18 protein-coding genes are annotated in these 25,098 nt (G+C 70.5%); 8 read left to right on the top strand and 10 right to left on the bottom strand.

What is annotated here, in order from left to right:
* Nucleotides 1-39 precede the first annotated feature (39 nt).
* Genes ENSA7_RS12655 through ENSA7_RS12635 form a run of 5 tightly spaced genes read left to right on the top strand, consistent with a single transcriptional unit; the run spans nucleotide 40 to nucleotide 5,865 of the window.
* A complete protein-coding gene (locus tag ENSA7_RS12655; protein ID WP_106089527.1) occupies nucleotides 40-2,781 on the top strand; it encodes a serine/threonine-protein kinase in 2,742 nt (913 codons plus the stop codon).
* 23 nt (nucleotides 2,782-2,804) lie between these two features.
* A complete protein-coding gene (locus ENSA7_RS12650; protein WP_146157635.1) occupies nucleotides 2,805-3,179 on the top strand; it encodes a hypothetical protein in 375 nt (124 codons plus the stop codon).
* 54 nt (nucleotides 3,180-3,233) lie between these two features.
* On the top strand, nucleotides 3,234-3,863 hold the full coding sequence (locus ENSA7_RS12645; RefSeq protein WP_106089525.1) for an RNA polymerase sigma factor: 630 nt from the start codon (nucleotides 3,234-3,236) through the stop codon (nucleotides 3,861-3,863).
* 42 nt (nucleotides 3,864-3,905) lie between these two features.
* Complete coding sequence (locus ENSA7_RS12640) at nucleotides 3,906-5,375, top strand: GMC oxidoreductase (RefSeq protein WP_106089524.1); 1,470 nt, start codon at nucleotides 3,906-3,908, stop codon at nucleotides 5,373-5,375.
* A 7-nt stretch (nucleotides 5,376-5,382) separates the two neighbouring features.
* Nucleotides 5,383-5,865, top strand: coding sequence for a twin-arginine translocation signal domain-containing protein (locus ENSA7_RS12635; protein WP_106089523.1), 483 nt, complete (start codon nucleotides 5,383-5,385; stop codon nucleotides 5,863-5,865).
* A 6-nt stretch (nucleotides 5,866-5,871) separates the two neighbouring features.
* Here ENSA7_RS12635 and ENSA7_RS12630 read toward each other — a convergent pair whose 3' ends face one another.
* The 3 genes from ENSA7_RS12630 to ENSA7_RS12620 are packed head-to-tail and all read right to left on the bottom strand — an operon-like array spanning nucleotide 5,872 to nucleotide 8,105.
* Complete coding sequence (locus ENSA7_RS12630; RefSeq protein ID WP_106089522.1) at nucleotides 5,872-7,185, bottom strand: phytoene desaturase family protein; 1,314 nt, start codon at nucleotides 7,183-7,185, stop codon at nucleotides 5,872-5,874.
* A gap of 30 nt (nucleotides 7,186-7,215) precedes the next feature.
* On the bottom strand, nucleotides 7,216-7,680 hold the full coding sequence (locus ENSA7_RS12625; protein ID WP_181233685.1) for a DUF6691 family protein: 465 nt from the start codon (nucleotides 7,678-7,680) through the stop codon (nucleotides 7,216-7,218).
* Nucleotides 7,677-8,105: a YeeE/YedE family protein gene (locus ENSA7_RS12620; RefSeq protein ID WP_106089521.1), complete on the bottom strand. Its 429-nt coding sequence runs from the start codon at nucleotides 8,103-8,105 to the stop codon at nucleotides 7,677-7,679. Before ENSA7_RS12620 ends, ENSA7_RS12625 begins: the two co-directional genes overlap by 4 nt.
* Before the next feature lie 219 nt (nucleotides 8,106-8,324).
* On the opposite strand from ENSA7_RS12620, the gene ENSA7_RS42235 reads away from it, so the two are divergent.
* Nucleotides 8,325-10,238 (top strand): tetratricopeptide repeat protein, encoded by a 1,914-nt coding sequence (locus ENSA7_RS42235; RefSeq protein ID WP_146157634.1) that lies wholly within the window; start codon nucleotides 8,325-8,327, stop codon nucleotides 10,236-10,238.
* Nucleotides 10,239-10,253: 15 nt separating this feature from the next.
* On the opposite strand, the gene ENSA7_RS12610 is transcribed toward ENSA7_RS42235, so the two are convergent.
* Both ENSA7_RS12610 and ENSA7_RS12605 read right to left on the bottom strand, forming a co-directional pair.
* Complete coding sequence (locus tag ENSA7_RS12610) at nucleotides 10,254-12,365, bottom strand: ABC-F family ATP-binding cassette domain-containing protein (RefSeq protein ID WP_106089519.1); 2,112 nt, start codon at nucleotides 12,363-12,365, stop codon at nucleotides 10,254-10,256.
* Between the two features lie 84 nt (nucleotides 12,366-12,449).
* A complete protein-coding gene (locus ENSA7_RS12605; protein ID WP_181233684.1) occupies nucleotides 12,450-15,404 on the bottom strand; it encodes a serine/threonine-protein kinase in 2,955 nt (984 codons plus the stop codon).
* Between the two features lie 158 nt (nucleotides 15,405-15,562).
* Between ENSA7_RS12605 and ENSA7_RS12600 the strand changes: the two genes are divergently transcribed.
* The gene (locus tag ENSA7_RS12600; protein ID WP_106089517.1) at nucleotides 15,563-16,162 is read left to right on the top strand and encodes a hypothetical protein; all 600 of its coding nucleotides are present in this window, start codon (nucleotides 15,563-15,565) and stop codon (nucleotides 16,160-16,162) included.
* 23 nt (nucleotides 16,163-16,185) lie between these two features.
* On the opposite strand, the gene ENSA7_RS42230 is transcribed toward ENSA7_RS12600, so the two are convergent.
* The 5 genes from ENSA7_RS42230 to ENSA7_RS12575 form a co-directional block, all read right to left on the bottom strand.
* Nucleotides 16,186-17,886, bottom strand: a complete 1,701-nt coding sequence (locus ENSA7_RS42230; protein ID WP_146157633.1) for a DNA methyltransferase — start codon at nucleotides 17,884-17,886, stop codon at nucleotides 16,186-16,188.
* A 35-nt stretch (nucleotides 17,887-17,921) separates the two neighbouring features.
* On the bottom strand, nucleotides 17,922-18,311 hold the full coding sequence (locus ENSA7_RS12590) for a c-type cytochrome (RefSeq protein ID WP_146157632.1): 390 nt from the start codon (nucleotides 18,309-18,311) through the stop codon (nucleotides 17,922-17,924).
* A 122-nt stretch (nucleotides 18,312-18,433) separates the two neighbouring features.
* A complete protein-coding gene (locus ENSA7_RS12585) occupies nucleotides 18,434-19,333 on the bottom strand; it encodes a hypothetical protein (protein WP_146157631.1) in 900 nt (299 codons plus the stop codon).
* A gap of 26 nt (nucleotides 19,334-19,359) precedes the next feature.
* The gene (locus ENSA7_RS12580; RefSeq protein ID WP_106089514.1) at nucleotides 19,360-20,940 is read right to left on the bottom strand and encodes a ribonuclease H-like domain-containing protein; all 1,581 of its coding nucleotides are present in this window, start codon (nucleotides 20,938-20,940) and stop codon (nucleotides 19,360-19,362) included.
* A gap of 352 nt (nucleotides 20,941-21,292) precedes the next feature.
* On the bottom strand, nucleotides 21,293-23,983 hold the full coding sequence (locus ENSA7_RS12575; protein ID WP_181233683.1) for a DEAD/DEAH box helicase: 2,691 nt from the start codon (nucleotides 23,981-23,983) through the stop codon (nucleotides 21,293-21,295).
* 651 nt (nucleotides 23,984-24,634) lie between these two features.
* Here ENSA7_RS12575 and ENSA7_RS12565 point away from each other — a divergent pair.
* Nucleotides 24,635-24,973, top strand: coding sequence for a PilZ domain-containing protein (locus ENSA7_RS12565; RefSeq protein WP_106089511.1), 339 nt, complete (start codon nucleotides 24,635-24,637; stop codon nucleotides 24,971-24,973).
* Nucleotides 24,974-25,098 lie beyond the last annotated feature (125 nt).

Raw genomic sequence — 25,098 nt, 5'->3', positions numbered from 1 at the left:
TGGCGCGGCGTTTTTGCTAGGCTGCGCGAGGGACGAAGCTTGACCGAGCCAGGCGACGACATCCGTGACAGCGTCGACCGAGCGCCCGGGTCGGCGCGGCCCAGCGCGGCCATGGCGGAGTTCGACCGACTCCGCCGCAAGCTTGGCTTCTCCAACGAGCCGGCCCCGCTCATCGACGCGCGCTACTCGGTCGAGCAGACGCTCGGTCGCGGGGCCATGGGTGAGGTCCACCTCGCGCATGATCGCCGGCTCGAGCGGCAGGTCGCGCTCAAGGTGGTTCGGGCCAGCTCGACCGTCGATCCGGCGATGTTGCAGGCCCGCCTCGAGCGTGAGGCGCTCGCGCTGGCCCGGGTGGACCACCAAAACGTCATCAAGATCCACGACGTCGGCAGTCACGCGGGGCAGACCTACTTCACGATGCAATTCGTGCCAGGGCCGACGCTGCGCGAGTGGCAGCGCGAGCCGACCCGCGGGCGCGCGGAGCTGCTCGACGCCTACCTGCAGGCCGCGCGGGGGCTCGCGGCCGCCCACGCGGTCGGGGTCGTCCACCGCGACTTCAAGCCAGACAATGTCATCGTTGGCGCCGATGGTCTGGTCCGCGTGCTCGACTTTGGGATCGCGGCCGCGCTGCGGACCGAGCTCAGCCCGGTCGCGGCGCTCGAGCGCAGCCGCGAATTCGAGCCCACCCTCACGCAGGCGCCGACACGGGCCGACCAGGCAGCGGGCGCGACCCTGGACGCGGGCCGATCGACGAGCACGCTCGACACGGCCCGCGCGCAGCTGCCTCAGATGACCCGCGCGGGGACCTTGCTGGGCACGCTGCCGTATATGTCGAGCGAGCAGCTGGAGGGCCGCAGCGCCGACGCACGCAGCGATCAGTTCGGGTTTTGCGTGGCCATGTGGGAGGCGCTGACCGGCGCACGGCCGTTCGAGGGCCGGACCGTCAGCAGCTTGCAAGCCGGCATGAAGGCGGGGCCCAGCGGCGCCGAGGCGCTCCCGCGGTGGCTGCGTCCGCTGCTGATCCGGGGGCTCGCTGGCGATCCCGGCGACCGCTGGCCGAGCATGAACGCCCTGATCGACGCGCTCGAGCGGGGGCGCGGGCGCGGGCGTCGGCTCGCGCTCGGGCTCGGACTCGGCTCGTCGCTGGCGGCCGCGCTCGTGCTGGGTCGGGTGCTGTCACCCGCGCCCGAGCTGCCACCCGCGGAGACCTGCGAGGACTTCATCGCCCAGCTCGATCGCGCGTGGGGCCCGACCCAGCGCCGGGCCTTCTCCGTCCACGCGGGCGTCGACCCGACCGCGACCGCCTATGCGATCGCGACGCTCGACGAGCTGGCCGCCGCGTGGAAGCTGGCCGCCGCGGCCACGTGTGAGGGCGAGGCGGCCCCGGCCACGCACGCGACCGCGCGCGCGTGCCTCGACGCCTGGCGTGAGCGGCTGGGCGCGCACGTCGAGCTGCTGGTCGAGCGCGGTGACGCCAAGTCGCTCGCTCGCGCCCCCGACTTGCTCGCCCGCCTGGTCCCACCCAGCTCTGCACAGGGTCGGGACTACTGCGCGTTTCGACCGTCGCAGCCGGTCGATCCGGAGGTCTGGCGGCTCGGCGAGCAGGCCCGCGCGAGCGTCCTGCTTGGTGACATCGACGGCGCGTTCACGCTGGCCGACGCCGCCCTGACCCGCGCGCGGGGCATGGACTCGCGCAGCTTCACGGCGGAGCTGGCCGTGGGCCACGCGAGCCGGGCCGAGGTCGCGGCCTTCGCTGGCGACGCGGACGCGGCGATCGCCGAGCTCGCGCGCGCCGAGCTGCACGCGCTGGGCACCGAGTTCATCGATGTGTTGCTGCCAGCGTGGACGCTGCGGGCCAAGCTGCTGGCGTTTGGCGAGGGCTCAGACGCGGCGGACGACGCCCTCGCGCAGGTCGAGCGCGCCGAGCCCCTGGCCTTCGCGCTCGAGCTCGCTACCACTGATCCGCGAAGGGCCGAGCTGCTCGAGGCGCGCGGCATGTCCGAGCGCGCGCGCGGCCAACATGCCGCCGCGATCGCGCTGCATCACCAGGCCAAGGCGATCTTCATCGCGGCCGGGCAGCCGACCATGGCGCTCAAGTCGTTGATCAACATCGGCGCCAACTACCAAGACCTCGACGAGCTCGCCCACGCCCGGCAAGCCTATTCGCAGGCTGTGGCTGTGGTCGATCAGGCTGGCTTGCCGCCGAGCTACCGCAACCGGATCCAGCTCGAGCGTGATCTCGGCCTGATCGCCTACGCCAGCGAGGATCCCAGCGAGCTGCGCGAGGGCCTGCAGCACTTCGAGTTCATCGTCGCGCACGGGACCGAGGCCGAGCGGCTCGACGCGCTCGAGCTGCTCGTTGCGATCGCGCTCGAGCTCGAGGACACCCCGCTGACCCTGGCGTGGACCGAGCGGGCCCTGACCGCGCTGAACGAGCGCACGGACGCCAGCGTCGCCGACACGGTTCGGATCCAGCGGGTCGCCGGGATCGCGCTGGCGATCGCCGGAGATCCGCGCGGCGAGACCCTGCTGCTCGCGGCCGAGCGTGGGGCCGAGGCGCTGTCGCTGACGGTCCAGTTCAACCTGCAGCGCAGCTGGATCGAGTGGCTCGAGCGCGTGGAACGCTGCCACAGCGCCCACGCGCGACGCGACGCCCTCGAAGATCGCATGCGCGCGGCCGAGGACGAGCTGCTCGCAACCTACCAAGCCTGGCGCGACGCGGGTCCGACCTCGGCGTGCGCCAGCGACCCAGCTCGAGCTCCCCAACACGACAACCCCTAACCCCCACGAACCACGAGCAAACAATGGCACTCGAACTCCAAGACGTCACCTCCGTGATCCTAGAAGCCTACCTCGACACCGCGAACCAGGTGCGGCTGCGCCATGGCACCCACGAGCTGAGCGATCACAACGAGCAACTGGTGGCCCGCAGCGACGCCGACGCGATCACCTTCGAGATCGCAGGCCTCGCGGGCTGGCAGCTCAGCGTCACGCACATGGACGCCGAGGGCGAGACGGTCAGCTGGGCTGCAGGCGCGCGCGGTGTCGACTGCGAGATCAGCGAGGCGACCACCGACCCGCTCGAGGTCACGGTGACCGCTCAAAACGCGGCGGAGACCAAGAAGAAGAAGGTCTACATCGAGGCCAAGCCCAAGGGCGCGCTCCCGGACCGACCGTGAGCGCGCGAGCGCATGGGCATGGCCTCGCCGGCCCGTTGGCGATAAAACCGATGAATGGCCGCAGCCACCGACGCTGAGCTCCTCGACCGGTGGCGCGGTGGTGACATGCAGGCCGGCGACACCCTCGCGGGTCGCTACTTCATGGCGATCCGCAGCTACTTCCTGAACAAGGCGCCGGCCGAGCATGAAGATCTGGTCCAGGAGACGTTCATGCGGCTGTCGAGCAAGCGCGACAGCTACCGCGGCGCGTCCTCGTTTCGCGTGTTCTTGTTCGGGGTCGCGCGGATGATCCTGCTCGAGCACCTGCGCGCCAAGCAACGCGCGGGCCGCTTCGATCCGATGGAGCACTCGGTCGCCGACGTCGACGGCGGGCGCATGTCCTCGCTGATGGCCAAGGGCGAGTCGCATCGAATGGTCCTCGACGCGCTGCGCGAGCTCCCGCTCGCCGACCAAGAGCTGCTCGAGCTGTATTTCTGGCAGAAGCTCACGGCCGGCGAGATCGCCGAGCTGCAGGGGCTGCCCGAGCCCACGGTGCGCAGCCGCGTCCGGTCGGCGTTGAAGCGGGTCAATGGGTTCTACGCGAAGCTCGCCAGCTCGCCGCCCCGCGAGCCCGTCACGGTCGAGGGCTGGCTGGGCGAGCTCCGCGACGAGCTGGAAAACCTGAGCCTGGCCTTGCAGGTCTAGGCTCTGTGTCTCGCCCAAAAACTGCCCTACACTCCCGCCCACGTGGCGTCCTACGACCTCATCCTCGTTGGCACGAGCTTCGCGTCGTCGTTCTTCCTGCACGAGTACCTGCGCCACGCCAAGCCCGAGGCCAAGATCCTCGTGCTCGAGCGGGGCCGCAAGCGCCCGCACGCGGAGCTGGTCTCGCTGCGGTTTGGGCTGCAGAAGATCGGCAACAACAGCTTCAAGCGCAAAGACAAGAAGCCGTGGTGGTACGCGCCGACCTTCGGGGGCACGTCGAACATGTGGTACGGCAACACGCCGCGGATGCTGCCCGAGGACTTCCAGCTGCACTCGCGCTACGGCCAGGGCATGGACTGGCCGATCAGCTACGACGAGCTCGAGCCGTTCTACTGCGACGCCGAGGATCTCATGACGATCTCGGGGCCCAGCGATCACACGCCCTTCGTCCGCAGCCGCCCGTACCCGCAGGCGCCCCACGAGCTGTCCAACCCCGAGAAGCTGCTGCTCGCTCGTCACGGCGACGACTTCTACGTGTGCCCGACCGCCCGCGCCCACACCCCGCCGCGGCCCGACGTCAGCACGGATCGAGCCAGCTGCTGCACCAACTTCGTGTGTAACTTTTGCCCGGTCGACGCCAAGTTCACCGTGCAAAATGGGCTCGCGCACATCTACGCGGATCCCCGGGTCGAGCTGAAGCTCGGGGCCGTGGTCCAGTCCGTGACCTCGGCCGACGGCGTCGCCACCGGGGTCGAGTGGCTGCAGGAAGACCCCGAGCTGCACGGCACCCGCGAGGCGATCGCGTCGCGCAAGGACGCGTCGGCCACGGGTGAGCTGGTCGCCCTGGGCGCCAACGCGATCTTCAACCCGCACATCCTGCTGCGCTCGGATCTCGACGACGGGGTGGTCGGCCGCTACCTGCACGAGCAGGTCGGGGTGGCCGGGTTCATCAACTTCGAGGGGGTCGACGGGTTCAACGGCAGCACCAGCTGCACCGGCCACCACTATCGGTTTGCCCGCGGCGAGCACCGACGCGAGCGCGCGGCGCTGCTGCTCGAGACCTTCACCCGCACGTGGCTGCGGATCGCCAAGGGCAAGTGGCGGCAGAACATGCGCGTGACCGGGGTGTTCGAGGACCTGCCCCAGGCAGCCAACCGGGTCGAGGTCGACCGCCGCGATCCCAGCAAGCCGATCACGATCTACGCCAAGCACTCGGACTACGCCCAGCGGGCGGTCGATCGCTTCGCCGCGGATCTCGAGCAGATGTTCGCGGGCCTGCCGGTCGAGAAGATCAGCGTGGGCACCCCCCGCGACAGCGAGGGCCACATCCTGGGCACCGCGCGGATGGGCAGCGATCCCGCGACCAGCGTGGTCGACGGAGAGCAGCGGCACCACAAGCTGCGCAACCTGTACGTGCTGGGCGGCAGCAGCTTCACGACCGGCTCGGTCGCCAACCCCTCGCTGACGATCGCGGCGCTGTCGCTGCGCTCGGCTCGGCGAATGTTCGCGTGAGGACGCCATGACCAGCGACGACACCAACTTGCAGGATCCCCCCGGCGGCGGCATCCCGGTCCCGGCCGCGGCGCCCAAGCCCACGCGGCGCAGCTTCCTGGCCATGACGATCGGCGGCGCGGCGGTCGTCAGCGGCGCCGCCGGGCTGACCTGGTGGGTCACCCACGATCTGGGGGCGACCACCGCGGGCGAGATCGACGAGCTCGATCCGCCCGAGCCGCTGACCGAGACCGGCCAGGTGCTCGCGGGGCTGGTCCGCGAGCGGCTCGACATGCTCGAGCTGCCGGACACCACGATCGCCAAGTGGGTCAACCTGTACGAGAAGCACCGCAAGCCGTGGAAGGGCAAGAAGGTCTCGCGCAAGGATCTGCAGAACTTCTTGCTGTCGACCGACTTCTTCCCGGCCGCCGACGAGTCGAAGCCGCTGCGCTTCGTGACCTACTACGATCCCTACGTGTCGGTCTGCTACAACCCGCTGCGCTACGCCTGAATGGGCTCAGGCGCTGGCCCGCGCGGGTGTCCGCTCGCTCAGGATCTGCGTGGATACGCTCGCGGCGCTGGCCATGACGGCGTCGAGCAGCATGCCGCGATCGCCGACCCAGTCGCCAACGAGGTGCAGCCCGTCACCGAGGTTGGCCGTCGCGCGACCCGGCAGACCGCCGCGCTCGGGCTGGGCAATGTCGTGGGCCACCGTGATGTCGGGCAAGAACTGATCGACGACCAGGGCCGACTCGAGGTCGGGCAGCCACCTGCGAGCGAACCGCTCGAGGCGCTCGCGCAGCTGCGCGGCCGAGCGCGGCTGATCGCCGCGTCGGTACCAGGCCAGCGAGACCAGCGTGTGATCCGGCGGCGCGAGCTTGGCGATCTTCGAGTGGACCGATAGATAGATCGGCTCGTCGAGGTCGACCACGAAGCTCGGCCCCCGCCACTCGCCGCGCAGGCCGAGGTCGAGGGTCGCGGCGCTGCAGCGCCTGGTCGCGGCCTCGAACCTGGGCTCGCCGAGCACCGGGGCTAGCAGCTGATCGGCGATCCGGGGGCCGCTCGCGACGACGACGTGATCACAGCTCAGCGGGGCGTCGGATCCGTCGAGCTGCACCGCCCAGCGGCGCGCGTGATCCGGGTCCGCCCGCGCGATCGCTGTGACCCGGGTGTTCGTACGCAGCTCGACCCCCGCGGCTGCGCAGCGATCGAGCAGCGCGTCGACCAGCTGGGCCCAGCCGCCGTCGAGGTACAGGACGCCTGCCAGGGCGCTGCGCAGCTGCTCGACCCCCGCGTCGGCGCTGAGCGACTCGAGCTCGCCGCAGTAGGTTGCGAGCCGGATCATCGCGGCCAGGAACTCGCGCAGCTGCGGGTCCAGCGGCTGCTCCGCCAGCCACTGCGAGCAGCTGATCCCACGCAGCTGCGCGGCGTCGACCCGGGGCAGCTGCGCGAAGAACCGAGCCAACCCCAGCTTGCCGCGGAGCGACAGCGCGGTGGTCGAGAGCATCGACAGCGGCGTCCCCGGCAGCGTGTGCTCGAGGTCGTCGCGGATCAGCACCCCCGCGCCGCTCGGTCGCTTGCCGCTGGGTTTGACCGCGAGCTCACGCAGCAGCTCGCTGGCCGCGCCGCCGCGATACAGCGCGTGTGGGCCCACGTTGAGCGAGAAGCCCTCGCGCTGGTGGGTGCGGCCACGACCGCCGGGTGTGCTCGCGCGCTCGCAGACGATCACGCGCTGCCCCGCGCGGGCCAGGCTCGCCGCCGTCGCCAGGCCCCCAAGGCCGGCCCCCAGGATCACGATGTCTGCGTGGGTGGAGTTCGATGTGTCGGTCATGCCCGGCCCACGAGTGGCCGGGCCAGACCGTTACGAACCCGAGCTCGCCTGGCCGTCGCGCCCGCGCCCGCGCCCGCGCCCGATCTGCCTGTGCACGAACATGCCCGCGACCATCGCGGCGGCGAACACCAGCACGGGCCCGCTCCCCACGGTCGCGGCCACGACCGCGGGCCCGGGGCAATACCCGGCGAGCCCCCAGCCAACCCCGAACATCACCGCGCCCGCGATCAACTTGCTGTCGACGTCCTTGCTGGTCGGCCAGTGGAAGCGGGCGCCGAGCTTGGGCGCGGCTCGGCGCTTGGACAGCTGGTAGGCCGGCGCGTAGACCAAGATCGCCGCGAGCATCACCAGCGCGAGGCTGGGGTCCCAGTCCCCGAACACGTCGAGAAAGTTCAAGACCTTGTGGGGGTTGGTCATGCCCGCGACGCCGAGCCCAACCGCGAACAGCAGGCCGCAGCCCAGCGCCACCAGCAGCGATCGCGTGGACGGGTTCACGACAGACCTCCCAGCACGTGACGCGCGAGGCCAACGGTGACCATCGCGGTGACCATGAAGGTCCCGGTTGCGACGATCGAACGAGTCGACAGCCGCGAGATCCCGCAGACGCCGTGCCCGCTGGTGCAGCCGCCGCCCATGCGCGTGCCAAAGCCCACGAGCAAGCCCGCGACGGCCAGGAGCGGGAGCGAGTCGGTCGCGGCGCCCGGGATCGTGGCCGGCACCAGGGCCTGCAGGGCGACCCCGCCGAGCAGCATCCCGATCACGAACATACCGCGCCACGCCCGATCGTCGCGCTCGAGCAGACCTCCGATAATTCCGCTGATCCCCGTGATGCGGCCGTTGAGCACGAGCATCACCGCGGCCGCGAGCCCGATGAGTGCGCCGCCGACCAGGGCGGCGATGGGTGTGAAATCAGTTGGCATCAGTCCGGGACGGATACCTCCGATCAGCCGCCGTGCCAGCAGGCCGCCCCGCGTGAACCCGCTCACGCACCTGCCCGCGACGCCACCGCGAGGCCCCAGCGCAGGCTCCCGCCCGGTGCACAGTGCGCAGGCGACCAGGTATGCAAGCCGCGCCAAATCGCAGCTCGCCGCGCACACTTGGTGCGGCCCAGCCGGGCGGTGTGATACGTTCCGCGGGAAGTGAAGCCTTGTCCCTTCTGCGGTGAAAAGATTCAGGCAGCGGCCGTGAAGTGCCGGTTCTGCAGCGAGTGGCTCGATCCGTCCCAGCGTCCTGCGTGGTCAGGTCTCGGGGCAGGTGGTGAGCTCGCGGCGTTGACCGAGCAGATCACTCGCGAGGTCACGCGTCAACTCGACCGCGACGCACGACCCGCGTCGCCGCCAGCTCGGCCACCGCGACGGCGTGCGTCCACGCGCGACATCCCGAGCGAGCCGCACCAGCCGAGCGTCGTCGCGCCCGACGGCACCGGTCGCGCGGCCGGCAGCGTCGAGTTTGATGGGCGTCCCCAGGCAGAGCCTCGCTACGCTCCACCGTACGAGTCCCCAGGGCCGTACCCGGGGCTGAAGCCGACGGCTGGTGTGACCGCCGAGCCAGACTGGTCGGCCCAGCCAGATCTGGCGGCAGATGCTGCAGCCGACGCCCCCATGCCCGGGCGGGTGCTCGGCCAGCCCGCGCCGCGCTCGTCGCCCCGCTGGACTCCCGGCAACATCCGTGAAGAGAGCGGCCCCAAGACTGCTGCGCCCGGGCCGGCATGGCGCCCGCCACTGAGCGCCGACATCCAGTCCAACCCGGAGCCGCAGGCGGCCGGGAGCGACTCGGTCTGGCGCGCGCCCGAGTGGCTGACGCCACAGCAGCGCGCCCAGCAGACCGCGCGAGCCCCCGAGCCGGAGATGCCGGCCTGGTCGGTGCCGCCCGTGCGACCCAGTCAAGGCCCAGCTCCAGCAGCCCCCGCGGCCTGGGAAGCCGCGCCCGCCAGCCCTCAGGCGACACCTACGCCAAATTGGGCGCCCTCCGCCGAGCCCGCGTGGCCCCCGGCGCAGGCAGAGCCAACTCCCGGATCCGGGTGGAGCCCCACCGAGCCGCCGCGAACTGCCTCGTCTGCGCCCGTGTCGGCGCCGGTCTCGTCGGCGCCCACCGAGGACGAGTTCGTCGACGGCGGGTTCGGCAACGAGTTCGACGACGACGAGTTCGACGACGAGCCCAGCCTCGACGACGCCGAGATCCCGGTCGCCGCGCAGTCCGGCAGGCACCGCAAGCGCCGCCGCGGGTCCGAGCCCGCGCTCGAGCGGCCATCCGCGCACGCCGAGCCCGCGGCAGCACCGGAAGACATCGCCGACGCCACCGCGCCGAGGGCCGCCCCGCCCAAGGACGATCTCGACGACGACTTCGACGACGACGACGACTTCGACGACGACTTCGATGACGACGACGACGACGACGACGCGAGCCTGTCCGCTGGCGACCTCGGCGCGAGCCTGGGCACGATGACGGCCTCGCCAGCGCCGCGCAAGCTGCCGTGGGTGCCGATCGCCGCCGTCGCGGGTGGCCTGGTGTTGGTCCTCGCGTTCGCGTTCCGCGACACGCTGTTCGGGCCCAGCGGCGACGAGGCGACTGCGCCCGACGACGCCACCGAGATCGCGGACGTCGAGACGCCCGAGCCCAAGCCCGAGCCCAAACCCGAGCCCGAGCCCGAGCCCGAGCCCGAGCCGCCGGCGATCGATCCGGAGGTCCTCGAGGAGAAGGTCGCCGAAGCCACCAGCTTGGTGAACCGGCAGAAGTACGACGACGCCAGGGTCATCATCGACGAGGTCCTGGCCAAGGTCCCCAAGGAAGGCCGCACGCTCTCGCTGCTGGCGCAGACCCACCTCGAGAACAACAAGCTCGAAGAGGCGCTGACCACCGCCAACACCTGCGTCGAGTCCGATCCTGCCCAGGCGTTCTGCTGGATCACCGTGGCCACGGTCGAGCAGGCCAACGAGAACCTGCCGCGCGCGCTCGAGGCCTACGTCGCGTACCTCGAGCTCGAGCCCGATGGCCGCCACGCCAAGAGCGCGAAGAAGCAAGTCGTGCGACTCGGCGGCAAGCTCGAAGGCTGACCCGGTCCCGGGCCGTCAGGTCTCCAGCTCTTCGAGCTGCTCCTCGAGCTCCATTGAAGCGAGCTCCCAGCGCCCGCTCAGCTCCTCGAGCTTGGCGGCCGCTGCCTGGTAGTCGTCGAGCAGCACCCCGCGCCGCTCGGCGTCCTCGTACACGGCCGGATCCGCGAGCTCGACCGAGCGCTGCTTTTGAGCCTGCTCGAGCTCGACGATCCGGGCCTCGAGATCGGCGACCTGCCGCTGCAGCGGCTTGAGTCGCTTGTTTCGCGCGGCCCGATCCTGGGCTTCCTTGCGCTTGCGCTCGCGCTCGCCCGCCCGATCGCGCTTGGCCCCGCCGTCCGCTTGCGCGGGCGCGGCCGACGATGACGATGACGATGACGACGGCGACTGGGACGGCGACGGCGTCGCCGCGCCGGCCGACTGCGGCTGCTTGGTCGGCCCAGCCTTGCCGTCGGCCACGGCCTCGAGCGCCTCGCCGCGCTCGCGCGCGCTCGCCAGGTACTCGTCCAGGGTCCCCGGGTAGATCTCCACGGTGCCGTCGTGGACGTTCCAGATCTTGGTGGCCAGCTTGCGCACGAAGCTGCGGTTGTGACTGACGAACAGCACGGTGCCGTCGTAGGTGCTCAGCGACTCCGCCAGGCTCTCGCTCGACTCGAGATCCAAGTGGTTGGTCGGCTCGTCCATCAACAACAGGTTGCCCGGCTTGATCAGCAGCTTGGCCAGGGCCACCCGGGCCCGCTCGCCGCCCGAGAGCACGGCGATCTTCTTGTCGACGTCGTCGCCCGAGTACAAGAACGCGCCCAAGATCGATCGCACCCGGGTCTGCCCGGCGTGGGGGTCTTGCTGGGCGACCTCCTCGAACACGGTCAGCTCGCGGTGCAGCGACTCGGCGTGGTGCTGGGCGTAGTAGCCAGGCGTGACCTTGTGACCGATCTCGAGCTCGCCGGCGTCGTGGCTGATCTCGCCGGCGATCATCCGCAACAGCGTGGTCTTGCCGGCGCCGTTGATCCCGATGATGCCGATCTTGTCGCCGCGGCTGACGCTCAGATCCAGGCCAGGGAACACCACGTGATCGCCCCGCTCCGGGGTCGAGTAGGCCTTTTTGAGCCCGCGGATCTTCACGACCTCATGACCGGCCCGATCGCAGGGCGGGAACGTGAAGCGCATGACCTTGCGCTTCTCGAACACCACCACGTCGTCGAGCTTGGCGAGCGCCTTGACCCGGCTCTGGACCGCCTTGGCCTTGTTGGCCTGGGCCCGGAACCGATCGATGAACTGCTCGGCCTTCTCGCGCTCGCGCCCGAGGTTGCGGGCCTTGTTCTCGAGGATGATCTCTTCTTCTTCGCGCTGGCGCTGGTAGGCCTGATAGTTGCCCCGGTACTGGCGGACGCCCTCTGGCTCGAAGGTCACGACCCGATCGATCTGCTCGTCGAGGAACTCGCGGTCGTGGCAGATCAGCAGGAAGCTTCGCCGGTAGCGCTGCAAGAAGTCGCCAAACCACGCGACGGACGGCATGTCGAGGTGGTTGGTGGGCTCGTCGAGCAGCATCAGATCGGGGCGCTGAAACAACAGCGAGCCCAGCACCGCGCGCATCTTCCAGCCGCCGCTGAGCTCGCCCAGGTCACGCTGTTGGTCGGCGGGCGCGAACCCCAGACCCGAGAGGATCTTCAGCGCCTCGTGCTCCGAGTAGTGCATCTCGAAGTGGGTCGCGCGCTCGTGCAGCTCGGCCAGGCGGGTGGCCAGCTCCATCAGCTCTTCGTCGTCGATCGGCCGGGCGTCGGATTCGACCTCGGCCTGGACGGCGGCCAGCTCAGCCTCGGTCTGCTCGATCCGGGTGCCGAGCAGCTCCCGGCCCGGGACGCTGGCGAGCACGAACTCGAGCAGCGAGCGCCCGCCCTCGACCGCGATGTCCTGGGGCAGCCAGCCGATCTCGAGCCCGCGCGCGCAGGTGATCCGCCCGCTGTCGGGCTTGGCGTCGCCCGACAGCAGCTTGAGCAGCGTCGACTTGCCCGAGCCGTTGGCCCCGATCAGGCCGATCCGCTCGCCGTCGCCGATCCGCAGATCGAGCTCATTGACGATGGTCTTCTGGCCGAAGCCAAGCGAAACTTTCTCGAAGACAACGAGGCTCACGGGCGCGGTTGATAGCACACTGCGTCGGGCTGCGGCGCGCGCCGGTCGAGCGGCCGCGCAACCCGCCGAACCGCGCCCGTTCACTCAGCGAGCGCTGATCTTGGCGGCCCAGTCCTCGAGCTGCGCGAGGTCGGCCTCGGCCCGCACGCCTCCGGTTGCGAAGTCTGCCCGCGCTGAATCGAGCAGCCCGGCGACCCGCTCGCGCGCCCCCGCAGCAGCGAGCGCCTGGGCCAGCGCAAACCGGGCGAGCCCGCGATCGATCGGATCGGCGTCCTCGGTGTCGAGCAGCGCCACCGCCCGCTCGAGCAGCTCGACCGCCGCGTCCACGCGGTCGAGCTCCAGCATGGTGCGCCCGAGCCCGAGCTTCGACAGCGCGAGGTCGGGATGGTCCGGCCCGAGCGTCGCGACCCGAATCTCGACCGCGCGCTCATAGCTGGCGATCGCCTGATCGAGCTGGCCCACGGCCCGCTCCTGATCCCCGCGCATCGTCAGCGCCCGCGCGACGAGCTGATGATCCGGGCCCACGCTCTGCTCGAGGATCTCGACCGCGCGGACCAGCTCGGGTCCTGCCTCGTCGGGCCGGTTGGCGAGCAACAAGATCCCGCCGAGGTTCATCTTGCTCAGGCCCACGTTGGGGTGGCCCTCACCGTTGGCCGCGCTGAGGATCGCGATGACCCGACGGAACATGTCGGCGGCCTCGTCGAACTGCGCGGATCGTTCGTAGACCAGCGCGAGGTTGCTCAGCGGAAACGCAGCTTGCGGGTGGGTCGGCCCGTAGGCCCGCTCGGTGATCTTCAAGGCCCGCGCAAACAGCTCGCCGGCCTTGGCGTACTCACCGGTGCGCAGCTGGATGCCACCGAGCACGTTGATCGGGTTGGCCAGCGACGGGTGCTCGGGGCCGTCGAGCTCGGCGTCGAGCTCGAGCGCGGTCTGGATGTGCTCGCGCGCGGCGTCGAAGTGATTGGCGGCGAACTCCGTCATGCCCAGCTGCTCAGCCAGCTCGGCCCGGCGCCGCTTGCTGGGGCTCGGGGATCGATCCAGCAGCGCCTGCGCGAGCCGGGCCCAGCGCATCCCGCCCGCGTAGTCGCTGTCGGTGTAGCCGACCAGCTCGACCAGCTCCTCGAGCGCGATCCCGGCGAGGTCGTCATCGCGGACCGCGATCGCGCTCACGGCCGCGCGCTCGAGCTCGAGCTTGGCCTCGTCATGCTTGCCGGTCGCCTGCAGCAGCGCGCCACGGCGCAGCTCGAGCTCGGCGATCAGCGGCGCGTAGTCGGCCGACTCGGCGTCGGTTCGCAAGCCCTCGACCTGCTCGAGCGCCGCTTGTGACTGGCCCGCGAACCCCTGCGAGCGCGCGGTCGCCAGGCTGGCGCGCACCCGGGCCACCGTCGCCGCCCGCTCGGGATCCGCAGGCAGCGCCGTCACCGCGCGCAGGCCCGCCGGATCGTCGCAGACCTCGAGCAGCGGCAGCGACGAGACCAGCTCGACCCCCTTGCCGAGCAGCGCCTCGTCACCGTCTCGCAGCAGCGCGACGACCGGCTCGAGCTCGCCGAGCTTGCGCGCGTAGCAGGCCATGCGCAGATCCATCAGCTCGGCCGACTGCTCGGCGTGGATCTGCGTGGCCGCGCACGCCTGGGTCCGCCCGGCCGTGAACCGCTGACCCCAGGCGTCGAGCTGGCGCTCGACCTCGGCGCCGACGGGCTCGGCCCACGCCGCGTCGAGGCCCGCGTAGCGGTGCGCGATCGCAGCCCGACCCGACTCGCCCCAGACCTGCTCGAGCGCCGCCTGGGCGCCCTCGCACGTGGGCGCGGCCGCGACTTGCTCGGGCGCCTGGGACAGCCCCCAGGCCACCGACCCGACCAGCACCACCAGCGCCGCGCCAACCGCCGCGCGCCGCCGCCGACTCTCGCGCGGATCGACGGCGAGCGCGGCCAGCAGCGCGTCCATGCTCGGCCACCGCGCGGCCGGGTCGGGGCTGAGCCCGCGCGCGAGGATCGGCCACACCCAGCCCGGGACCGTCGACCCGCTCGGTGGTGGGATCAGCTCGTGGTCGACGACCGCGCGGACGATCGTCGCGAGGGTGTCGCCCGCGAACGGCCGGCGGCCCCACAGCGCCTCGTACAGCGCCACGCAGAAGCTGAACTGATCGCTGCTCGGCCCGACCGACTCGCCGCGGTGCTGCTCGGGCGACATATAGGCGGGCGTGCCCATGACCGTGCCCACCCGCGTGATCTGAACTTCGAGCTTGCTGTTGCCGACCAGCCGCGAGTCGACGTTTGACTCATTGGGATCGTCGACCGCAGTCGCTTCGATGTTGGTTTGGTCCGGTGCTCGGTCCACGGCGGCCAGCGCCAGTGGTCGTTCACCGCGCGCCACCCCGACCTCGAGGCTCTTGGCCAGGCCAAAGTCGAGGACCTGGACCCGCCGCGCGCCGGTCTCGTTGACGAGCACGTTGTCGGGCTTGAAGTCGCGGTGAACGATGTCGTGTCCGTGGGCGTAGGCGAGCCCGCGCCCGGCCGCGATGTACACCTCGACCACCTCGCGCCACCCGTGGGGCCGCTGCATCCACGCGCTCAGCGGCTCGCCTGGGACGTGGTCCATGACCACGAAGGCCTGGTCGTCGACCGTGCCGCTGTCGAACACCGGGACCACATTGGGATGCGACAGCCTGGCCATCGCCTGAGCCTCGCGGATCAGCCGATCGTGAGCGGTGGGCGAGGCGCTCGATCGCAGCAGCTTGATCGCGACCTTGCGATCGAGCTGGGGATCGTAGGCGGTGTAGACCACCCCCATGCCGCCCTGGCCGAGCACGTCGAGCACCAAGTAGCGGCCCAGGCGTTCGGGCGCCTTGCTGCCCCGCCGCGAGCTCACCTGATCGCGCGGCGGCTGAATGACGGCTCCTTGGGTCGCATCGGCTGCTTGGGTCGAGTGGAGTGACTCGGCGTGGTCGGCGTCACCCGTCGCCTGGGTCACGTCACCGACGAGGGTGCGCTGGAACGCCAAGCCGGCAGAGGTCGCTTCGATTGTAAGATCGTCGGTCAACGCGGTGATGGTAAAACACGCAAACCCTGCGGTTGGGCCGCACGGTCGGCCATCCGCCAGACCAGGCGAGAGGCCCGGCATCGGCTGGGATCGCGCCTGGTTGTTTCCACCGGATATGCGTTTGCGCCTCGCGCAGCACCACCTATGATCGAGTCCACGTGCGCGACCTGTCCGATCCACGAGGCCAGGAGAGCCCCACCCAAGCCCCGCCAGCGGCCGGTGACACCGGTCTATCCGGCCTCGATCCGCGCAAGCTCGAGCAGCTGCGCCGCGGCTTCCCGCTGCACATGGATCGCCAGGGCAACTTCAGCTTCGAGGGCGATCCGATCACGCACCCGGGGATCGTGCGGATGTTTCGCGACAACCTCGACGCGACCGAGGCGGGCGAGGTCACGCTCGGGCTCGAGGGCAAGTGGGTGTACCTGAAGCTCGCCGATCTGCCGCTCCGCGCGGTCCGGATCGAGCAGCCCACCCGGCCCGACGAGCAGCGCCCGCAGCTGCTGCTCGACGACGGCCGTCGGCTGCCCCTGGATCCGCAGACACTGTGTGAAGAGCCTGGCGCGGGCCTGCGCTGCAGCGTTCCCGCTCGCGGGAGCGGTCGACCGTTGGGCGTGCGGCTGAGCAACACGGCCGCGATCGATCTCAGCGCGTGGTTTGTGAGCGACGAGCCCGACGATCGACCCCAGCTGGAGGTCGGCGGTCGCCGCTGGCCGATCCCCGAGCGCGCCACCACTCGCGCCACGCGAGCGCTAGATTGATTGCGAGGGCTGCTCCGACGTCGTCATCGCAATCGGGGCTCGAGCAAGCGGACGTGACGGTGCCCGCAGATGTCCTCGACCGCGAGGATCAGCGCGGCGCGGGTCCGCGGCAGCTCGGCGATCAGCGAGAGCCCGCCGCGCCCGCGCACGGCCACGAACATCGGCTGGGTGGGCGTCGCGGCGTCGGCCAGCGACCAGCCGAGCACGCGCTCCGCGAACCCCCGCGAGCGCAGCGCGTCGGGCAGGTGCTGCGGTCGTCGCAGGCGAACGTCGACGAGCTCGATGGTCATCCGCGCGTCGTCGAGCTCGGCGACCTCGACCACCAGCTCGGGCCGCTCGCAGACCGCCACCCCGCCGTCGATCCACGCCGTCGCCCGCACGCTGGGCTCGAACAGCCCGCGGCCAACCTGGATCGGGACCAGCAGCGGATCACCAGGGTCGGCGGTCGCGGCCTCGCCCGCGAGATCGGGGCCGGCCCACTCGAACGCCACCAGCTCGACCGCGCCCAGCTGGTGCTCGCGCGCGGCGATCACCAGCTGCTCGATCCTCGCGGCGGTGACCGGCTCGCCCGGCATCCCGAGCGCCAGACCAACGTCGCCGCGACGCCCCATGAACGGCCCGAGCTCGACCAGCTCGCCGCCGAGCTGGTCGAGCATCCACGCCTGCAGCTGCGCGGGCGCGACACCCTGCAGCTTTAGCTCTCGCTCGCGGTGATCGACCTCGAGCAGCTCGAACCCGACCTCGGCGTCGATCAAGCGATTGCGGGCGATCTGCACGGCCGCGTCGGCGTGATCGCAGACCACGAAGGCGCGCCCGAGCGCGGCCGCGACCACTCCCGTGGTCCCCGAGCCCGCGAACAGATCCGCGACCACATCGCCAGGGTCGCTCGACGCCGCGATGATCCGCCGCAGCAAGGACTCGTTCTTCTGCGTGGCCCAGCCGGTCTTCTCGCGCGAGAAGCTCTTGATCTGGATCGAGTCGAGCGACTCGCGGCCGCTGAGCTCGAGCTCCCCTGCCCCGGCGTTCCACACGTCTTCGATCGCGACCCCTGGGGCCTTGGCGGCCGTGCCTGCGCGGCGCTCGTAGCTGCTGGGGTGCGGCACCCAGGTCTTGTTGAAGGTGAACTCGCGCGGATCCTTGGTGTAGAAAAAGATCAGATCGTGGTTGCGGATCCAGTTGCGGGCCGTGGTCTTGAACCCCGAGATCCAGCCGATCCGCCACACGATCTCGCGCTGAAAACAGCCCGGCCCAAAGATCTCGTCGAGCAGCAGCTTGACCGCGTGACCGACGGTTGGATCCACGTGGACATACAGGCTCCCGGTTGGCGACAGCAGCTGGTGGATCAGCCGCAGGCGCGGATCCAGCATGCGCAAGAACCCGGCCAGGCCGCCGTCCCAGGCGTCGTCGAAGGCCGGCAGCCGCAGCTGCGCGTCGGTGCCCTCGCGCTTGTCGCCGATCCGCCGCAGCAGCGCGAAGCGATTGCCGGTCGCGAAGGGCGGATCGATGTAGACCAGGTCGACGCTGTGTGGCGCGCGGCGGACCAACGCCTCGAGCGCGAGCAGGTTGTCGCCGCGGATCAGGCGGTTGGCGGGCGTCCCGGGTGGCGTCGCGGCGCCGAGCCGCTCACGCTCGATCAGCTCCGCGCCGTGATCGACGAGCGGCGCCCGGACCCCATCGACGTACTTCCCCGGCCAGCACAGCTCGACGCGATCATCGTCGCCCATGCAAGCGGCTCAACCTTCGGTCGTGTGCAGGGGCTTCATTCGCCGGTGCGTCCGTCGTCCGCCAGCGGACGCGCGCCCACTGCCTCGGGCGTCAGGTTCTCCGGGCCCAGCTCTGGATCGGAGAGGCTGCGCACGTAGCCGATCAACACGTTGAGCTCGGGCTCGGAGAACTGATTGCCAAACGCGGGCATCAGCTTCTCCTGGCCCGGGGCCACCATCGCGGGCCGGCCCTGCATGATCGCCGCGCGGATCTGGACGTCGCCCAGCGACTCGATGTAGCTGCGGTTGGTCAGGTCGCGGGCGGTCGGCGAAGCCTTGGTCGGGCGGCCGTCGAGACCGTGACAGCGCGCGCACTGTTGCTCGTAGGTCTGCCTGCCCGACATCGGCTGCTCGGGACCGGCGGCGTTGGTGCAGCCCGCGGCCACCACAACAAAGAGTGCTAACAATGAACCTCGCACGCGGTCGCATGATTGCGCAGCAGCGGCTCAGGTCAAGGCCCCCCAGCCGCGCTCGCAGCCGCGCGCTCGCTGAGGCGGGCGTTCGCGCGTCAGTAGATCGGCAGCGACTGTCGAAGTGCGAGGCTGCGCGCGGGTCCCAGCAGGCCACCGCCCGATGTTGGCGCCGCGTGGGACAGCTCTGGGGCCGGCTCTGGAGTCGGCTCCGCGGCCGGCGACGGCTCGCCCTCGGCGTCTTCGCTGACGCCCTCGGACGGAACGGGGACGATCGGAGCGGGCGGCGGCGGCTCGACCGGCGGCGGCGGCTTGGGCCGAAACTCCGGCGTGGACAGCTCTTTTTGGTCGAGGATGATGAAGCCCTCCTCGTCGATCAGCACCCCCGGAGGCGGGCGGTAGGCGCCCTCCGCATCGGAGATGCCCAGGCGCAGCGCGAGGCTGTCGTTGTAGATGTCGATCGCGCCCTCGTAGCCAACCCGAGCCTGGTTGAACACCACGCCCGTCGCGATCCCAAACGCGATCGTGCCGATCCCGCCGCCGAGCAGGACCGCGCTGGTGCCCGACAGCCGCGAGAGCTCGAGCCCCTCGCGGGCCGACGAGGCGATGCCGCCCACCAGCACGATCGCGCTGGCGATCACGAAGCCGGTCAGCACCCGCGCGGCGCGGACTTTTTTCTCGGGCAGCGCCGCCGCGGAATTGCGATCGGAGCGAAGGATCAGATCCAGCGACTGCCAGCCACGCGGACGCGCGCCGAGCTGGTTGCCCTTGGTGTAGCGGACCCCGCGGGCGTCGCCCTTGCGGATGATCGCGTTGTCGTCGTAGGCGCGCTCGCGCTCACCTCGATCTTCGAGCTGCTCGAGCGCTTCGATATCGGTGGGGTGCAGCTGCGGCGTGAGGCTCATGCAGCCCGACGCGCTGGTGACCGACGCGAACGACAGCGCCAGCGCGAGCGCGCGAGCCTGCGCAGGCCGTCGAGTTCTCCGGGGCTGATGCATGCGGTGCGGCGAAGGTACCACGTCCGTCAGCGCAGCAACCGATAGCGCCGCCTGGCGCCCGACCCGTCTTCGGCCACGCTCAACAGGGTCGAGCGGGCGGTGCGGGGTGAGTGGGCCAGGCGCGGCTCGGGGCGCGGCTCGACGCGCGCGGGTGAGCGTGGCGCCCCCAGTGGCTCGGCGGGCTCGGCGGGCTCGAGGAGCTCGGCGGGCTCGGCGGGTTGGGGGAGCGTTGCGAGTTCGGGGAGCTCGGAGATCGGCGCTGGCTCGGGGATCGGCGCTGGCTTGGAGCACGTCGCTCGCTCGGGTGCCACTCGATCGGCGCCGGCCGCCGCGTGGACGCCGGCCAGCTTGCGCTCGAGTCGGGCGATCCGCCGGGGACACGCCAAGCGCGAAGCCCGAGCGACGCGCAGCGCCTCGCCGAAGTCCCGCGCGTGATGCTCGAGGTGCTTTGCCCAGGCTTCACTGCTGACCGGACAGCTGGGCTCCTGCCGCCACGCCGCCCTCCACAGCACCGCGGCGCGCTCGCGCGTGCCGCCCCGCCGCTCGAGCTCCGCGAGCTCGAGCGCGGCCTCTCGCCAGCCCTTCGCCAGCGCCTGCCCCTGCTGCGCGCGCGCGAGGCCAGGCTCGACGAAGCGCGCGAGCGACAGCCGGGCCTGATCGTGGGCGCCGAGCTTGGCGAAGTGCCGCGCCGCCCGGCGGGCCCGCTCGAGCCCCTCGGGCTCGCGGATCGTGCGGGCCAGCGTGGCCGCGAGCGCAGGCAAGCTGGCGAGATCGACCACGTTGTGGTCACGCACGGCCTGCAGCCGGCGCTGGGCGTGCAGATCGTCGGGCGCTTGCAGCCACCGCCAGTACACCGCGGGGATCTCCGCCGAGTCGATGTCGCCCCGGCGCCGCAGACCCAGCAGATCGCGCTCGAGCGTACCGAGCCGGCAGTCCGGTCCGAACCCGCTGTGCAGCCGCCGCGCGGGCACCAGCAGGTCGAGATGGTCGACCTGTCGCGCAGCGAGGACCCGCTCACACAGCCCATGCCGCCGGGCCCGAACCCGCAGCAGCGGCAGATCAAAGCTCGCGCCGTTGAAGCTGACCAGCGGATCGGGACCCAAGTTGCGCAGCGTCGCGAGCACGTCGGCGAGCAGCGCCGCCTCGCCACCCAGGCGCGAGAGGGTCCACTGCGTGACCGTGAGGCTGCCTGGGCCATACCAGGCGATGCCGACCATGAACGGCAGCGCGACCCCGCCGAGCCCCGTCGTCTCCGTGTCGATGAACACCGGCCGCCCACCGCGAGCGGCCCCGAGACAGACCAGATCACGCGCCAACGCCGAGCTCGTGGGCAGCACCAGCCGATCCAGGCACCCACCAAGCATCGCGGGCCGATCCGTCGCCAGATCCGTCGCCAGCCGCTCGGCAAACCCACGCGGAACCCTGGGCGCCACCGCCAGCGGCACCACCACCTCCCGTCGCTCGAACGACGCGCCCGCCTCCGGGACCCTCGCTGCGGTTGGTGTCACGGGCGCGGGCCGATCGACTGAACCGAACGCCTCCCCCACCGCGCCAGTGTCGAGCCGCTCGAGCGCCCGAGCGTGAGCAAGTCGCGTGAGCAAGTCCATCTAAAACGTTCCTGCGCAAACGCGCGCCAGGGGATCATATCCAGCCCCCTTCAAGGGGGCCACACATGCGGTCGCAAACAGCCAGCCCGATGGGAGCGAGCGAAGCGAGTGACCGCGAAGTGCGAAGCCGTCTGTGGGGGTCATATACAGCCCCCTTCCAGGGGGCCACACATGCGTTCGCAAACAGCCAGCCCGATGGGAGCGAGCGAAGCGAGTGACCGCGAAGTGCGAAGCCGCCTGTGGGGGTCATATACAGCCCCCTTCCAGGGGGCCACACATGCGGTCGCAAACAGCCAGCCCGATGGGAGCGAGCGAAGCGAGTGACCGCGAAGTGCGAAGCCGTCTGTGGGGGTCACAAACACAATCCGTCGGCGATCGCTTGGATGGTTGTGAGCAGATCGGCGCGAGCGTGCTTGCGCGCGACGGTCTCGGGGTTGTGGCGCTCGCTCGGATTCGGTGCCGCACCCATGCCGCCGAGAGGATCGAGCGCGACCTCGGTGCCAATACACGTGGGACAACCATGCGCGCAGCCGCAGCCGCGCACGACCGCGAGCACCCGCTCGAAGAACGGCCGGCCCAGTGCGTGCGCCTGCGTACTCAGGCCCGCGCCCCCGGGCAGATCATCGTAGAGGTAGATGGTTGGGCGCCCACCCGCGAGCATCGACGCCTCGGCCGAGGGCTTGCCAAGACCGACGGGGGCCCACGCAGTCACCCCCTCGGGCCCGGGCAGCCCCGACGTGACCGCGTGGCAAAGATCCTGGACCTCGCACATCAACACCATCGCCGCGACATGGCGAATCGCGTGCGCAGCCGCCAGCGCGGCGTTGCTGCGCCGATGTGGATCGCCGAGCCAGGCCAGCAGCTGATCGGGGAAGCCCCAGTACGCGGCGATCGTGTGCAGCTCGAGGTCCGGCAGCTTGACCGGACCAAAGCCGACGTTCTCGTGGGTCCGAAACCGCAGCTTCTTGAACCCAGGCACCGCGCGCACGACGTGCGCATAGCCAGTGCCCGACGGGGCCCGGCGGGGATCATCTGGACCGCGCGCCCCTTCGTCAGCGCGCGCGCCCTCGAGCATGCGCACGCGCAGGTTGCAGACCGCTTCTGTGTAGTAGGTGACGGCGGCCTCGTGCACGTAGGCCTTGCGCGCGTCCCAGTCGAGCCGGCGGACCTCGTAGGTCTTGCCCTCGAGCGGGTAGATCGCGCCCGGGTGCAGGTACAGCGGGCCGTCTTCGAAGTCGACCTCGGCCAGGATGCGCCCGTGTTCTTTGCTTCCGGGGACGTCTTCGATGACGGTGAAGTTCTCTTCGAGCGAGCCACGCAGATCGACCGCGTCGGCCGGGAACGCCGTGCCGATCGCGTAGAACCGCACGCCGCCGTCTGCCTCCTGCTCGCGCAGCAGCGCGCCGCGCTCGCCGAGATAGTCGAGCGCACCCGCGAGCTCCTCGGTCGCGAGCCCACCCCAGCTCGACCACCATGGCTGGCGATCACTCTGCTGGTCCGCCGACTCGGGCGTCTGAAACCCGAACGGCAGCTCGTACGCGGCGCAGCGCAGGTGCGGCACCAAGATCTCGGGGTTGAGCGCGTCGATCCGCGCGTGCTCGGGCGGCTCACCAAACAGGAACTCGGGCGCCGCCGAGACAAACTGATCGAGCGGCCGCGACGACAGCACCATGATCGTCAGCGATGGGTCCTGGCGCCGCCCGGCGCGGCCCGAGCGTTGCCAGGTGGCCGCGCGCGTGCCCGGGTAGCCCGCGAGCACCACCGCGTCGAGGCCACCGATGTCCATGCCGAGCTCGAGCGCGTTGGTCGAGGTGACGACCTTGGCCTCACCTTCGCGCAGCGCGGCCTCGATCTCGCGGCGGTGCTCGGGCAGATACCCGCCGCGATAGCCACGGATCGTGCGGCGCGCACGATCGACGGCGCCTTGATCGACCGGACCGGCGAGCTCGGGCGGCCGGCGAAACTGAGCTTTCGAGCCGCTCGCTTGCTGCTGCAAGCGCGCCCACGGGCCGCTCGCGGTCTTGCCCTGGGGCTTGAACCCGACCGGTGCGCTCGGCGGCGCCGCGGCGCTGGCGGGCTGCATGGGTGAGCGGCCCTGCTCGTGCACACCACACTCATCCTCCCGCAGGTAGCGGGTGAGCAGCTCGACCGACTTGCGGGTGCGACAGAACGCCAACGTGGTGAGATCGGCCGCGCGCAGCCGGCCAAGCACCGCGCGCGTGCACTTGAGGTAGTCACGCCGCACGCCCGTGAGCGGATCGACGACCGCAGGGTTGAGCACCACGAAGGTCCGCGGACCGACCGGCGCCGAGCTCTGATCGATGACCTCGAAGTCTTCGCGGGCGCACAGCGACGACGCGAGCTCGCGCGGGTTGGCGATCGTGGCCGAGCAGGTGATCAGCTGCGGGCGCGAACCATGGAACGCGCAGACCCGCCACAGCCGCCGCAGCACGTTGGCGACATGACTGCCGAACACGCCCCGGTAGGTGTGTAGCTCGTCGATCACGACGTAGCGCAGCCCCGACAAGAACGCGGACCAGCGATCGTGATGCGGCAGCAGAGCGCGGTGCATCATGTCTGGGTTTGTCGCGATCACGTGAGCGCGCGCACGAGCTGCGCGACGCTGATCGGGCGGCGTGTCGCCGTCGTAGGTGCCCGCACCCACACACTCTCGCAGCGGTGTGTTGGGACCAACCAGCTTGCGAAACGCCTCGACTTGGTCGCGCGCGAGCGCCTTGGTCGGAAACAAGAACAGCGCCCGCGCGGCCGGATCTGCCAGCGCAGCCTGCAAGACGGGAGCTTGGTAGCACAGCGACTTGCCCGACGCGGTCGCGGTTGCGAGCACGAGATCCCGTCCTGCATGGAGTGCATCGAGGCCCCGCTGTTGATGCGCGTAGGGCCGATCGACACCGATCGTGGCGAAGCACTCGCGCACGCGCTGATCGATCCACGCTGGCCACTCGCCCGAGACACCTGCGCGAGCCGGAGTGCGGCGCACCGTGACGAGCTCGAGCTCGTCGAGATCCGTGATCGACGCGACCACGTGATCGAGCTGGCCTAAAAAGTGAGCGGTCGACCTGCCGCCAGCGTTGGCGTAGGTCGACCGCTCGGGTACATCAGGCTTCCCCGCGCCGGCAGAAACACCTGAAATTGAAGGAGGATCCGGTGTTTCTGGAAGGAGGGTCCGTACGCGGGGAAAGCCTGATGGGTGCTCTAGCATCGAACGGAAAATCTCGCCTGCACTGAACGGGTGAGTTGACCTAACACTCGTTCAGTCATGCCGTCAAGCGCCCGCGAACACGCTTTGATCAGCATTCGCCGATCGCTCGATCGGTCGGGGATCCATGCGTGAGTAGCGCGCACGCGGGTCCGTGCCGAGCGCACTCGCCTGATCCAGACCCGCGTGCGGGGCGCGGCATCCCCCTAAGGTGTTGTGATCGCCTCGCTTTTCGATGGGGTGGCGATCTCGACGACGAGATCTCTCGACAGGTTGTCGACAGCTTTTCCACTGCGGTCGCCGCTCGATCGTATCGCGTTGCGACCCAATCGCGAGGCGAGATCTCCCGCGTCGTCGTCGACATCACTGTCGTCGCGCGCGAGCGCAACGAGTGAGCGCGGAGCGAAACCGCGTGCAGCGGTGATGCAGAATCTCCGAAAACTGTGGGCGCTCGCGGATGCCGCGTAGAGTAGCTGCGTGGCTGATCTACGTGCACAGCTGCGGGTGGCCGTGCACTATCGGCTGAGCTTGCGGCGAGCTGGTGGCAAGGGTCGCGGGACCACCGAGAACCTCAGTGAACGGGGTGCGATGGTCTCGTTGGACGTCGATCCCCCGCTCGTCGCTGGGGAGATGATCGAGCTCGAGATCGAGCTGCCGGGGTACGGCAGCTTGGCCGTCCCCGCGAAGGTGCGCTGGGCCTCGACGGTGCTGCCAGGCATGACCGGCGTGGAGTTCACGCTCCCCGTGTCCCCCGTGCTGCTGGCACACATTGCCCAGCTGATCACCACAGGCATCGACGAAGCCGAAGCTCGATAGCTGGGAGATTTTTCCGCACGTCGTGCGATCGATGGACACAGGAAATGTGTTCAGAGCCCCTGCAGGGGGCCACACATGCGCTCGCAAACAGCCAGCCCGTTGGGAGCGAGCGAAGCGAGTGACCG

The organism is Enhygromyxa salina, assembly GCF_002994635.1.
GTDB lineage: Bacteria > Myxococcota_A > Polyangia > Nannocystales > Nannocystaceae > Plesiocystis > Plesiocystis salina_B.
The sequence above is the reverse complement of the archived record's forward strand: the minus strand, read 5'-3'. Positions and strand labels throughout refer to the sequence as shown.